The organism is Pantoea anthophila (assembly GCF_006494375.1).
GTDB classification, from domain to species: Bacteria; Pseudomonadota; Gammaproteobacteria; order Enterobacterales; family Enterobacteriaceae; genus Pantoea; species Pantoea anthophila.
Genome location: NZ_VHIZ01000052.1, coordinates 247,718 through 259,820 on the forward strand (window position 1 = coordinate 247,718; position 12,103 = coordinate 259,820).

The following is a 12,103-nucleotide window of genomic DNA, read 5'->3' on the forward strand; positions in this document are numbered from 1 at the left end:
GTTCCTCTGTTATTGTTGTGAGTTGTGCGCATAATCGCGTGCGCCAAAAATGGCGGTGCCGATGCGCACCATCGTACTGCCTGCGGCGATGGCCGCCTCCATGTCATCGCTCATTCCCAGCGAAAGCGTATCAATATGCGGATAGTGCTGCTGCAGCTGACAGAATGCTTCCGTCATCTGCTGACACACCGCCAGCTGCTTCGTGTAGTCACTCTCCGCCGCCGGAATCGCCATTAATCCCCGCAGTCGCAGCTGCGGCAGGGCCGCTATCGCCTCTGCCAGCCCGGAAACGGCCTCCAGCATGATGCCAGATTTACTCGTCTCGTCACTGATATTTACCTGAATTAACACATTCAGCGGTGGCAGTGAGGCGGGACGCTGATCGTTGAGCCGCTGGGCAATGCGCAGACGGTCAAGGGTGTGGCACCAGGCAAAATTTTCCGCCACCAGTCGGCTTTTATTGGACTGCAACGGACCGATGAAGTGCCACTCCAGTTCCGGATGTGCGGCCAGCGCCTGAACCTTTTCAACCCCTTCCTGCACGTAATTTTCGCCAAAGGCGATCTGACCCGCGGTAAAGGCTTCTTCGACCGCGCTCGCAGGTTTGGTTTTACTGACGGCAAGCAGGGTAATTTCTTCTGGTGCGCGGCCGCAACGCGCGGCAGCGGCCGCAATGCGCTGCCGGACTTGCTGTAGGTTGTGCTGGATTGAGGTCATAGTCAGGAGACATTATGAATCTGGATGAAATGGTGGCGCTTAGTGTAAAGCATAATGCGGCCGATCTGCACCTTTGCAGCGGACATTTGCCCTACTGGCGGCGGCAGGGGAGGCTGGAGGCGATTCCGCAGCAGAGCCCGCTCTCGGCCGCCTGGATGACGGAGTTTATGGCCCGCTGGCTCAGTGAACCCCAACGCCAGCAGCTGGCGCGTGACGGGCAGATCGATTTCGCCCTGAGCCTCGCCGACGGTCAGCGTCTGCGCGCCAGTCTGTTTATGCAGCGCAACGGCCTGTCGCTGGCGCTGCGCCTTATCTTTGCGGTCTGCCCCACGCTGGAGAGCCTGCAGCTTCCCGCCGTGGTGCCGACGCTGCTGGAGCAGCAGGATGGATTGATTCTGGTCACCGGGGCGACCGGAAGCGGCAAATCCACCACGCTGGCGGCGCTGGTGGATGCGCTGAATCGCCAGCATGCCCGTCATATCATCACGCTGGAAGATCCCATTGAATTTATCCACCACAGCCAGCAGTCGCTGATACAGCAGCGTGAAATCGGCCTGCACTGTCCCTCTTTCTCACTGGGCATCAGAGCGGCGCTGCGGGAAGATCCCGATGTGATTCTGCTGGGCGAGCTGCGCGACAGCGACACCATCCGGCAGGCGCTGACGGCGGCGGAAACGGGGCATCTGGTGCTGGCAACCCTGCACACCCGCGGCGCGGCGCAGGCGGTGGACAGGCTGGTGGATGTTTTTCCGGCGGAGGAGAAACCGCTGGTGCGAACGCAGCTGGCGGGCAGCCTGAAAGCGGTCATTGCGCAGCGGCTGGTGCCTGCCGTTGGCGGATCGCGCATCGGGCTGTTCGAGATCCTGGTTGCGACACCGGGCATCACTCATCTGATTCGGGAGGGCAAGATGCACCAGATCCCTGCTCTGTTGCAGACCGGCGCACAGGCCGGTATGCAAACCTTTGAGCAGAGCAGGCTGGCGCGTGAGGCTGCCGGACTGATCGCATCAGGTCAGTAGTGGTTCTCGAACCAGTCCTGCAAAATGATGGCGGCCGACTGTGAATCCACCGACCCTTTACTGAGCGCACGATAACCGCCACGTTCGAAGAGACCCGCACGCGCTTCGACGGTGCTGAGGCGCTCATCCTGTAGCTCGACCCGGATGCCAAACCGACCGTGGAGGCGATTGGCAAATTTTCGCGCCCGGGCCGTTAACGGCTGTTCAGTGCCATCCATATTGAGGGGTAGACCCACCACCACGAAATCGGGCTGCCACTCTTTCAGCAGCTTTTCAATGAGCAGCCAGTCTGGCGTGCCATCCTGGGCTTTCAGCGCCGCCAGGGGACGGGCGCTGCCGGTGAGTTGCTGACCGACGGCGACACCAATGCTTTTGGTGCCGAAGTCGAAACCTAACAGTGTTTGCGTTGACATCAGGCGTGTCCGGCGTCGCTGGCCATGTTGTGAATATCGACGCCGATGCTGCGCGCCGCTTCGCGCCAGCGCTCTGCGATAGGCGTCTGGAACAGGATATTGCTGTTGGCTGGGGTCGTGAGCCAGGCATTTTCCATCAGCTCATTTTCCAGCTGATCTTTTTCCCAGGCGCAGTACCCCAGCGCCACCAGCACATTTGTGGGCTGAGAGGCGGTGCCAATCGACTCCAGCACGTCACGGGATGTGGTGATGACGGTGTTGTCGGAGACACGAATGCTGGAGGTAAAAGTCCGTTGCGCTGAGTGCAGAATAAAGCCGCGATCTTCCGCCAGCGGGCCACCGGTGAAGACCGGCTTATCCAGCCTGATGGCCGGGTCGCGATCGTCAGCAGAGATTTTCAGCTTCTTCAGAATGCCTTCAACCGTCAGGTTTTCCATGGGTTTATTGATGATCAGTCCCATTGCACCTTCTTCGTTATGTTCGCAGAGATAGACCACGGAACGCTTGAAGAAAGGGTCCTGCAATGAAGGCATGGCAATCAAAAAGTGATGTTGTAAATTCATTCTCACACGATGTACCAAAAAAATAACCGGCACGCGACGGCCGCACCGGTATTGGGTTGATCACGGAGCCTCGCCCCGGCGTCTTGCTCAGCCCAGGCGTTTCTCAATGGCATCCATCAACATGCCGGTGATGGAGATCGGGAACGCAGCCTCAATTTCACGAATGCAGGTCGGGCTGGTCACGTTAACTTCAGTCAGTTTATCACCGATGATGTCGAGACCGACAAAAATCAGTCCTTTTGCTTTCAGCGTCGGGCCAACACGGCGCGCAATTTCCCAGTCGCTTTCGCTCAGTGGACGGGCTTCACCGCGCCCACCGGCGGCGAGATTGCCGCGCGTTTCACCGCCCTGCGGGATACGCGCCAGGCAGTAAGGAACCGGCTCGCCATCCACGACCAGCACACGCTTGTCACCCTCTTTGATAGCCGGGATATAGTTCTGCGCCATGCAGAAGCGGCTTTCGTGCTCGGTCAGGGTTTCCGTGATGACGCCAAAGTTAGGATCGTCCTGCTTCACGCGGAAGATAGAGGCGCCGCCCATGCCATCCAGCGGTTTCATGATGATGTCGCCATGCTCCTGCCAGAAGGCGCGTAGCTGCTCTTTGCGGCGGGTCACCAGAGTCTCAGGCGTGAACTCCGCAAACCAGGCGGTGTAGAGCTTTTCGTTACAGTCACGCAGGCTCTGCGGTTTGTTCACGATCAGCGTTCCCAGCTCTTCTGCGCGCTCCAGAATGTAGGTCGCATAGATGAACTCGGTGTCGAAAGGGGGATCTTTACGCATCAGGATCACATTCAGGTCAGCCAGAGGGATCTCCTGCTCGCTGCCGAACTGATACCAGCTATCCGCATTCTGCTCAACGCTCAGCAGGCGGGTGCGGGCAGAGGCGACGCCACCGCGCATCGAGAGATCGTGCATCTCCATGTAGTGAATTTCGTAACCACGGCGCTGTGCTTCCAGCAACATGGCGAAGCTGGAGTCTTTTTTAATATTGATGGACGAAATAGGGTCCATCACGATGCCAAGCTTAATCATTATTATCTCCTCGGTAAGGCGTTGATCGCCTCGTTCGGTTCGGTCTGCAGTGGGCCGAACAGTCAGGACACTATGCCTGCTCTCTCACCGCCGAAAGTATCGCTTAACCCAGGTCGCCAAACCTCACCTGAAGTGCCGTAATGGCGGTCAGCGCGGTGGTTTCGGTTCGCAGAACCCGTGGGCCAAGCAGGATGTCCGTAAAATCGTGCTGCGCCGTCATCGCAATCTCGTCGGCTGACAGGCCGCCTTCCGGGCCAATCAGCAGCCGGACCCGCTCCACAGGCTGTGGCAGCGTGTTAATACTCTGGCTGGCACGCGGATGCAGGTTGAGCTTCAGACCGCTGTCCGCTTCCGCACACCAGGCTTCCAGCGTCATCGCTTCACGAATTTCCGGCACGCGATTGCGGCCACACTGCTCACAGGCGGCAATCGCAATTTTCTGCCACTGCTGGATCTTCTTCGCCAGACGTTCAGCATCAAGCTTTACGCCACAGCGCTCGGAAAACAAGGGTGTAATGACGTTCACGCCCAGTTCAATTGATTTCTGGATAGTGAATTCCATTTTTTCACCGCGCGACATCACCTGACCTAAATGCAGATGCAGAGGTGACTCGCGATCGTCCGGCTGGCTCTCTGTGACCGATACTTTTACACGCTTTTTATCAACATGCGTGATCTCTGCTGCAAAAGTCAGATTAGTGCCATCAAAGAGTTCCAGACGCTGGCCTGCCGTCATCCGGAGGACCCGGCCCACATGGTTGGATGCATCTTCATCCAGAGTAATTTCACTGCCGATATTCAGAGGCGCGGCGTGATAGATGCGAGGTATGCGCATAAGGTTCCTGAGACCGGACGCCGCGCTGCAGCGGCGTCATGGGAAAAGAGCTAGTGTAGGGCAGGGATTTTAGCGCTGGCAAGCCTGCTGCACATAAGGATTGTGATTGCCCTGTACCCTGGCAATCCGCTGGTCGCGTTCGCACTCCCACGGCGTGACAGGATAGAGCTTATCCCAGGCGGTAAAAAGCTGCGTCTGCTGGCGTGAAATGCGCAGATGGTACTGGTCGCGCATATAGAAATAGGTGCGGGCAATCGCGCCCCGCGCCCGCGCAGGCGGCTCCGCCTGTTTCAGTTTGAAGTCGATCTTCATCTCACACTGACCATACTGCTTCTCGCTGCCGTTCCACTGACTGTAGGCGAAGTTGCCGCGGTCGCCATTCACTTCACCCACCGCAGGCTGCAGGTTGTGCAGATCGGTTTCGATGCGGCGATAGTCGGGGTCTTTGTTGCAGTTTTTGCGGCCACCGTCCTGCCAGCACTGGCGCTGATGTCCAAACTCCCACGCAGGCATCACATGTTCCCACTCAATGCGTGCGGCGCGATTCGCATTTTTGCGCACCTGATAGCCACAGCTGTTGAGATCGGGAATGCCCTTTTTTCCCTGCCATGTAATTTTACAGCCACAGTAAAAGGAGCCCGGTGCATCGGCGTTAATCGCCGCAGCAAAGGTTTTAGCCTGCTGAAAGTTATTCTGATGATAGTTATTCAGGTTGATAGCGTCAGCGGCAGGGGCAAACAGCAACGCCACCGCCAGACTTAAAATGCGAGACATATTCCAGCTTCTGTTCAGTACAAAAAAGGGCGGCAGGTTAACAGAATGTCCAATAGGGCGGAATGGGGATTAGTCTCAGGCTGGCACAAACTCGCCCGCGGTCAGCAGGCTTCCGCAGTGCACGCAGCGATACTCACTCTCTTTGCGCACCACCCGATTGTGGCGCCGCACCGTAAGCTGGTGCTGCTGGCACTGACAGCGATAGGCAAAGGTCTTGCTGCGCACGGAAGCGATCTCAAACTGATGGGTGCGCCGCGCCGGCACGCCCAGCACCTGCTCCATCATCCACTTCCACTCTTTGCCGTGCGGCGCAACGCGACCAAACTGTTTCCAGACCAGCAGATGCGCCAGCTCATGCGGCACCACTTCATCAATAAACGCCTGCTGATTTTCCAGCAGCAGCACCGGATTAATGCGGATTTCCCAGGCGGCCAGCCAGGCCGTGCCCGCCGCCGTGCCGCGCTGCTGGTAGAGCAGGGCAGGTTCCGGGTAGTCCGTTTTCAGTGCCTGATTGGCACGCGCAAGCGACTGGCGCAGCGAGCGCATCACCGCCTGCTGCAGGGCAATAGGGAGACGAGGTGTTTTCATGGTGTTCAGGATAATCATCGCTGCCCGGGAACTCAACATAACCCGCGAAAATGGCAGCAGCGTGGCTATAATCTGCCGCCCCGTTTCCGGCACGGCAGGCGGCGGCCACAGGGTGGTCAGACGCGGCGCGGCAGCGGCGGAAATTTCCGGATTAAATATGGTTATCGGCGTTTTTAGAATATCCTATTGATAAGGTTCACTGCAGCGTGAACCGATGAGATGCGACAGGCACAGTGTACGGACAACGCAATGAAAAATAATAACATCAGGAAGCAGCGCATTGTGCTGGTGACCGATTTAATGGCAGGTCGCGGCGGTATGGAGAATGTGACCGGTCAGCTGATTACCGCGCTGAATGCAGAGGCCGGAACGGAAGCGGGGCTGTTTATTATCAACAGCGGCGAAGAGAGCCACTCCCGTGCCTGGACCGCCAACGCTGTTTTAGCCGAGAGCGTCTGCACGCTGCGCAACAAAAAGATAAAAAATCTGATTCATACGCTGCGAATGGCCGCCTTTTTTCGCCGCTATCAGCCCGATCATGTCCTGACCCTGAATACGATTCCCTGCCTGATGACGCGCCGCGCCATCAGCCTCTCCGGCCGTAAAATCATGCTGTCGAGCTGGATGCATCTGCCCCCGCGTGAACGTTACCGTCCCCACTATCTGCTGCGGGCCGATCACCATTTCGCCATCAGCCAGCAGATTAAACAGCAGCTGGTGGATCTGGGTGCCCGCGTTACAGACGTTGATGTGATCTATAACCCGGTAAAGCGCACTGAGGTGGTTATTGGCCGCCCGCAGGGGCTGAAGTTTCTCTATATCGGGCGCATCCACTTCCAGCGACAGAAACAGCTGAAAGATCTGTTTGATGCCCTGCAGCAGGTCAGCGTCCCCTGGACGCTGGAGATGGTGGGAGATGGCGAGGATCTGGCGCAGTGCCAGCACTACGCGGCGCAGCTTGGGATTGCGGATCGCATTACCTGGCATGGCTGGCAGGAGAACGCCTGGGAGTATGTCCTCCACCACATCAGACAGGTCAGCTGTCTGCTCATGACCTCCAACTTTGAGGGGTTCCCGCTGATCCTGCTGGAGGCGATGTCGCGCGGCGTCTACTGCGTCTCATCCGACTGCATCAGCGGTCCGGCGGAAATTATTCAGAACGGTCACAATGGTCAGCTCTACCCTGTCAATGACAGCATGGCGCTGGCCGCTATTCTCAACGCCATGAGCGGGGATTTCCGTTTCCCTGACCATCAGGTTATTAAAGCGAGCATCACCGGTTTTTATGAGGAAAATTATATGAAGCACCTGATGACCGTGCTTAATCGCCTTACTGAGGTTAAGCATGACGAATAAAACCGAACGCAATGGATTAACGTTACTGGTTAATTTCTCCGTGATTGCGCTCTGCCTGGCACTCTCACTGAATATGTTTGTTACCGGTCTGCCGCAAAAAATATTCTACTTCGTCTCCTATCTCTCCGTTGCCTCCATACTCTATGGTCTGGTGCGCAGACGGATCGACTTCAGGGGAGCGGGTTTTTATCTCGCGCTATTCGCTGTTCTGGTTATCTTTGCCCTGATCCGTCTGTTCTGGGCCCTTCACGTTAAGGGGATTGAAACTGCCCCCTCAACCGATGCCATAACCAATATCGGCAACTACCTGCTGGGCTCGAAGCGGCTATTGCTGGGCGCGTTTATTCTCCTCAGCCTGGCTATTTATGGCGATCGGGTTTCCCTGACCACGCTGCGTATCGGGAAAGTGCTCATTCTGATCGGACTGCTGATTACGCTGGGCTTCGGTATTCATGAGCATCTCTACACCGCGAACATCCGCATCAAACTCACGACTGAAGCGGCGTCGATGTCCTCCTACATGATTCTGTTTATCTACTGCGCCTGGCTGTGGCTGAGTCGTTTTGAGACGCATCGCTACTGGAAGGTTGCCGATGTGGTGGTGCTGGCTGTCACCTTCGCGCTGCTCTACCTGTGTGCGACCCGCGTGACCCTGATTGCGCTGATCGCCACAGGCCTGCTGTTTGTGGTGCAGAGTTACCGGTTGTCGCTGCTCACTAACTGGCGCGTCGGCACGCTGGCGGTGGGCGTCGTGGCGCTGCTGATCCTGATGACCAGTAACCGCTGGGTGGAAGGGGTGCAGGATATTGAGAACTTTGGCTCCAACAGCTCGACCTCGCTGGGTGCGCGCGTCGCGATCTGGGGCGGAGCGATGAACTTTATTGAGCATCATGGCGGCTTCGCGACGCCGGATGCGCGCACCACGGAGGCGCGTCAGTTCATCATCAAACACTATCCGCTCAATGTGGAAGGCTACACCAACGTCAAATACAACATGCACAACGAGTTTCTCGAAGTGACGACGTTACAGGGATGGCTGGGGACGCTGTCGCTGGCGCTGCTCTATCTGACGATGCTGGCGGGCTGGCTGAAGAAGTGCGATCTGCGCGGGGCGGCGCTGCCGATGCTGGCGCTGTTTATCACCGGGCTGACCGATTCGGTGCTGCCCTATAACCAGACTGCCACCATCTTTATCATGGCGCTGGCGCTCTGCTGCCTGCCGCGGCCCCGGCCGGACGTGCGGGTCACCCCGGTATGATAAGGGGCTGAACCAATAAAAAGGGCGGGGTTTCCTGAGAAACCCCGCCCTTTTTTTAGTGCTTAACGGTTAGTCGCGTGCACCGATGTCGCGCAGTTTTTTACCGGCCATCAGGTTACGTTCGATGTGTTCCAGCGAGACGTTTTTGGTCTCCGGAATCAGCATCAGCGTCAGCAGAATGAAGAACAGGTTAAGCAGCGCGTAGACCCAGAAGGTATTGGCGTTGCCCAGGGTATTCAGCATCGTCAGGAAGGTCGCACCCACGATCATGTTGGCGATCCAGTTGGTGGTGGTCGAGACGGTGATACCGAAATCGCGGCCTTTCAGCGGCTGAATTTCAGAACAGAGTACCCAGATCAGCGGACCGGCTGACATCGCGAAGCCAACGATGAACATCAGCAGCATGCCTACCGCGAAGTACTGTGCGCCCGGCGAGGTAATGCCAAAGTGCAGCATCGTTCCCAGCACGCCCATACCGGCAGCCATCACCATAAAACCCAGAATCAGGGTCGGTTTACGGCCCCAGCGATCCACCAGGCCAATGGCAATAAAGGTCGCCAGCACGTTGACCAGACCGACGATGACCGTACCCCACATCTGCTGCGTGGTGTTGGCGAAGCCGGCAATTTCAAAGATTTTAGGTGCGTAGTACATGATGACGTTCATACCGGTAAACTGCTGCATAACCTGCAACAGAATGCCGAGGTAGACGGCACGACGGAAGTGGCTGCTGCTGGTGAACAGACCCCAGCCAGACTGCTTGATCTTCAGGCTTTCACGAATCTCATCCAGCTCACGTTTTGCCTGCTCACTGGTGTCGCGCAGACGGTCCAGTACGCGTTGTGCATCGCGGAAGTTGCCACGCGCCGCCAGCCAGCGTGGGCTGTTTGGCAGGAAGAAGACACCGATCAGCAGCAGCAGGGCAGGGATGGTGATGACGCCCAGCATCCAGCGCCAGTTGCCGGTAAAGCTGAAGGCGGTATCAGACAGGTAAGCACCCAGAATCCCGATGGTGATCATCAGCTGATAGAGCGAAATCATACTGCCGCGAATTTTTTCTGGAGCGATTTCAGAAAGATAAAGCGGGGCGGTATAAGAGGCGACACCGACTGCCAGACCCAGCAATACGCGGGCGCTGATCAGCATTTCCGGGTTTGGCGCCATCGCCGACCAGAGAGAACCGATAACGAACAGAATCGCACCGGCCATCAGGCTCTTTTTACGGCCCAGGCGGGAGGACATCCAGCCGCTGCCGATAGCTCCCACCGCAGCACCAAACATCATGGAACTGACGATCCACTCCTGCTGATGAGCGGTAACGTTGAAGTCCTTTGCGATAAACGGCAGGGCACCGGCAATCACGCCGATATCCAGACCGAACAGCAGACCCGCAAGGGCTGCCAGAAAGCAGACAAATAAGGTCATCGCCTTATTTGAAGTTCTGCTTTTGTGTGTATTGCCAGGCATTTTAGCCTCCAGGTTTATCCATCATTGTTTTTATCAATGTTAAAAAACCTTTTACGGGAAAAAAGTGAGTCTGATCACATCAGTGTAATCGCTTACACACGCTGAAACCCTGAAATTCAGCATATTTTACCCGTAAAGATTAATTAACCAGTGAGGTATAGCACTCATTAAGTTTCTGACAATGCTCTATTTATTGGCTATCAGACGACGCTGAAAATAACGCATTTTGAACAGAATAACCACGTGCGTTAAATCTTAAATGTCAGATAAACAAAGCATTTCAATTTGTAATCGTTAACATTTTGTTGTCAGAAAAAGCGCAATGAAGTGTAGCTGAGATTAGGAAACCTGCTGAGGGGCGGCGGGAAGGTCGGGCAGAAGCGTTTTATCCGGTCAGAATGGGGCAGGCCGGTAATGCAAAACAGATAACAATCTGCCCGTGCTGCACGAAGGCAAAGCCACTGAAAAGGCAATAAAAAACCCTGCCGGCGTGGCAGGGTTTCATGATCAGCCGGAAAACTTACAGGCCAGCCGCTTCACGCAGCAGGGCGGCTTTATCGGTTTTTTCCCATGGGAAATGTTCGCGACCAAAGTGACCGTAAGCGGCGGTCTCTTTGTAGATAGGGTGCAGCAGATCCAGCATCTGAATCAGACCATATGGACGCAGGTCGAAGAATTCACGCACCAGCAGCGTCAGCTGTTCGGTCGCAATTTTCTCGGTGCCAAAGGTTTCCACCATGATGGAAGTCGGTTCAGCAACGCCGATCGCATAAGAGACCTGAATTTCACAACGGTCAGCCAGACCGGCTGCGACGATGTTTTTCGCGACATAACGCGCTGCATACGCTGCAGAGCGGTCAACTTTTGATGGATCTTTACCGGAAAACGCACCGCCACCGTGACGCGCCATGCCGCCGTAGGTGTCGACGATGATTTTACGACCGGTCAGACCGCAATCGCCCATCGGGCCGCCGATCACAAAGCGGCCGGTCGGGTTGATGTGATATTTGGTTGAGGCATTCAGCCACTCGGCAGGCAGAACCGGCTTGATGATCTCTTCCATCACCGCTTCCTGCAGATCTTTCTGGCTGATGGACTCCGCGTGCTGCGTTGACAGCACGACCGCATCGATGCCGACAATTTTGCCATCGTCATACTGGAAAGTGACCTGGCTCTTGGCATCCGGACGCAGCCACGGCAGGGCGCCGTTTTTACGCACTTCTGCCTGACGCTGAACCAGACGGTGTGCATAGGTCACCGGTGCAGGCATCAGAACGTCGGTTTCGTTGGTCGCATAGCCAAACATCAGGCCCTGGTCGCCCGCGCCCTGTTCCAGCGGATCGGTGCGGTCAACACCCTGATTGATATCCTGAGACTGTTTGCCAATCGCGCTTAATACGGCGCAGGAGTTGGCATCAAAGCCCATATCGGAATGAACATAGCCGATTTCGCGAACGGTGTTACGGGTGATCTCTTCGATATCGACCCAGGCGCTGGTGGTGATTTCACCACCAACCAGTACCATACCGGTTTTAACGTAGGTTTCGCAGGCCACGCGCGCTTTTGGATCCTGTTCCAGGATCGCATCCAGCACGGCATCGGAAATCTGGTCGGCGATTTTATCGGGATGTCCTTCTGATACGGACTCGGACGTAAAAAGGTGTTTAGCCATTCTGTTCTTTACCTTAAATATGGTTTGAATTCGACTGCATAGCGCCAGTGAGGTTATCTGACCTGACGCCCCTTCAGGCAAAGCCGCGAGCAGTGAGGTTGTGTCAGCACAGCAGGCCAACACCGCCTGGATATTAACCTGTTTAGATGGAAAACCATCTGGACGGCTATTTTAGGATAGAGGATAAACCAATTACCAGCCCTTTTTCTGTTTCGGCATTTTACCTGTCAGCTTTATCGGCATAATTTGCTGACACTCCACGGAATTACCCGATAATCTTTTTGCTTTTTAGCGCCGTAAACGGTATAAAACGCCGCTGCTTCGCTAGCCGCAGCAAGGATGACGCCACTGTGTGCGTCGCGCCCGTCAGACACCGGTCTGGCTTTCACCCTGGTTGTTCTCCATGTGC

Annotated in this window: 12 protein-coding genes; 3 read left to right on the top strand and 9 right to left on the bottom strand. The window is 56.2% G+C overall.

Annotation, left to right across the window (positions count from 1 at the left end; translation table 11 throughout):
* Positions 1-9: 9 nt before the first annotated feature.
* The gene (locus FJW00_RS16475) at positions 10-717 is read right to left on the bottom strand and encodes a YggS family pyridoxal phosphate-dependent enzyme (RefSeq protein ID WP_140924974.1); all 708 of its coding nucleotides are present in this window, start codon (positions 715-717) and stop codon (positions 10-12) included.
* 14 nt (positions 718-731) lie between these two features.
* Here FJW00_RS16475 and FJW00_RS16480 point away from each other — a divergent pair, with 14 nt between their 5' ends.
* The gene (locus FJW00_RS16480) at positions 732-1,736 is read left to right on the top strand and encodes a type IV pilus twitching motility protein PilT (RefSeq protein ID WP_140924976.1); all 1,005 of its coding nucleotides are present in this window, start codon (positions 732-734) and stop codon (positions 1,734-1,736) included.
* On the opposite strand, the gene ruvX is transcribed toward FJW00_RS16480, so the two are convergent.
* The 6 genes from ruvX to FJW00_RS16510 form a co-directional block, all read right to left on the bottom strand.
* Positions 1,730-2,149 carry a Holliday junction resolvase RuvX gene (gene ruvX, locus FJW00_RS16485; RefSeq protein ID WP_009087141.1) on the bottom strand — a complete coding sequence of 140 codons (420 nt, stop codon included), beginning with the start codon at positions 2,147-2,149 and terminating at the stop codon, positions 1,730-1,732. The two genes, FJW00_RS16480 and ruvX, sit on opposite strands and share 7 nt — an antisense overlap.
* Positions 2,149-2,712: a YqgE/AlgH family protein gene (locus FJW00_RS16490; protein ID WP_009087140.1), complete on the bottom strand. Its 564-nt coding sequence runs from the start codon at positions 2,710-2,712 to the stop codon at positions 2,149-2,151. The genes ruvX and FJW00_RS16490 overlap by 1 nt, the downstream gene beginning before the upstream one ends.
* A gap of 87 nt (positions 2,713-2,799) precedes the next feature.
* Positions 2,800-3,744 (bottom strand): glutathione synthase, encoded by a 945-nt coding sequence (gshB, locus tag FJW00_RS16495; protein ID WP_046102511.1) that lies wholly within the window; start codon positions 3,742-3,744, stop codon positions 2,800-2,802.
* A gap of 103 nt (positions 3,745-3,847) precedes the next feature.
* On the bottom strand, positions 3,848-4,579 hold the full coding sequence (gene rsmE, locus FJW00_RS16500) for a 16S rRNA (uracil(1498)-N(3))-methyltransferase (RefSeq protein ID WP_009087137.1): 732 nt from the start codon (positions 4,577-4,579) through the stop codon (positions 3,848-3,850).
* Between the two features lie 69 nt (positions 4,580-4,648).
* Positions 4,649-5,353, bottom strand: a complete 705-nt coding sequence (gene endA, locus FJW00_RS16505; protein WP_009087136.1) for a deoxyribonuclease I — start codon at positions 5,351-5,353, stop codon at positions 4,649-4,651.
* A gap of 75 nt (positions 5,354-5,428) precedes the next feature.
* Entirely contained in the window at positions 5,429-5,941 is a 513-nt protein-coding gene (locus FJW00_RS16510; protein WP_009087135.1) for a SprT family zinc-dependent metalloprotease, read from the bottom strand.
* A 249-nt stretch (positions 5,942-6,190) separates the two neighbouring features.
* Here FJW00_RS16510 and FJW00_RS16515 point away from each other — a divergent pair, with 249 nt between their 5' ends.
* Together FJW00_RS16515 and FJW00_RS16520 are read left to right on the top strand one after the other, a co-directional pair.
* Positions 6,191-7,297: a glycosyltransferase gene (locus tag FJW00_RS16515; RefSeq protein ID WP_181405389.1), complete on the top strand. Its 1,107-nt coding sequence runs from the start codon at positions 6,191-6,193 to the stop codon at positions 7,295-7,297.
* Positions 7,287-8,555, top strand: a complete 1,269-nt coding sequence (locus tag FJW00_RS16520; RefSeq protein ID WP_181405390.1) for an O-antigen ligase family protein — start codon at positions 7,287-7,289, stop codon at positions 8,553-8,555. Before FJW00_RS16515 ends, FJW00_RS16520 begins: the two co-directional genes overlap by 11 nt.
* A gap of 69 nt (positions 8,556-8,624) precedes the next feature.
* Here the strand turns inward: FJW00_RS16520 and FJW00_RS16525 are convergent, their stop codons facing one another.
* On the bottom strand, positions 8,625-10,022 hold the full coding sequence (locus FJW00_RS16525; protein WP_009087132.1) for a sugar porter family MFS transporter: 1,398 nt from the start codon (positions 10,020-10,022) through the stop codon (positions 8,625-8,627).
* 520 nt (positions 10,023-10,542) lie between these two features.
* Entirely contained in the window at positions 10,543-11,694 is a 1,152-nt protein-coding gene (gene metK, locus FJW00_RS16530; protein ID WP_009087131.1) for a methionine adenosyltransferase, read from the bottom strand.
* Between the last annotated feature and the right edge of the window lie 409 nt (positions 11,695-12,103).

Coding starts and splice junctions, on each gene's coding strand:
- FJW00_RS16525 (WP_009087132.1), bottom strand. CDS start 10,022: ATGCCTGGCAATACACACAAAAGCAGAACTTCAAATAAGGCGATGACC.
- ruvX (WP_009087141.1), bottom strand. CDS start 2,149: ATGTCAACGCAAACACTGTTAGGTTTCGACTTCGGCACCAAAAGCATT.
- rsmE (WP_009087137.1), bottom strand. CDS start 4,579: ATGCGCATACCTCGCATCTATCACGCCGCGCCTCTGAATATCGGCAGT.
- FJW00_RS16475 (WP_140924974.1), bottom strand. CDS start 717: ATGACCTCAATCCAGCACAACCTACAGCAAGTCCGGCAGCGCATTGCG.
- metK (WP_009087131.1), bottom strand. CDS start 11,694: ATGGCTAAACACCTTTTTACGTCCGAGTCCGTATCAGAAGGACATCCC.
- endA (WP_009087136.1), bottom strand. CDS start 5,353: ATGTCTCGCATTTTAAGTCTGGCGGTGGCGTTGCTGTTTGCCCCTGCC.
- FJW00_RS16520 (WP_181405390.1), top strand. CDS start 7,287: ATGACGAATAAAACCGAACGCAATGGATTAACGTTACTGGTTAATTTC.
- gshB (WP_046102511.1), bottom strand. CDS start 3,744: ATGATTAAGCTTGGCATCGTGATGGACCCTATTTCGTCCATCAATATT.
- FJW00_RS16480 (WP_140924976.1), top strand. CDS start 732: ATGAATCTGGATGAAATGGTGGCGCTTAGTGTAAAGCATAATGCGGCC.
- FJW00_RS16515 (WP_181405389.1), top strand. CDS start 6,191: ATGAAAAATAATAACATCAGGAAGCAGCGCATTGTGCTGGTGACCGAT.
- FJW00_RS16490 (WP_009087140.1), bottom strand. CDS start 2,712: ATGAATTTACAACATCACTTTTTGATTGCCATGCCTTCATTGCAGGAC.
- FJW00_RS16510 (WP_009087135.1), bottom strand. CDS start 5,941: ATGAAAACACCTCGTCTCCCTATTGCCCTGCAGCAGGCGGTGATGCGC.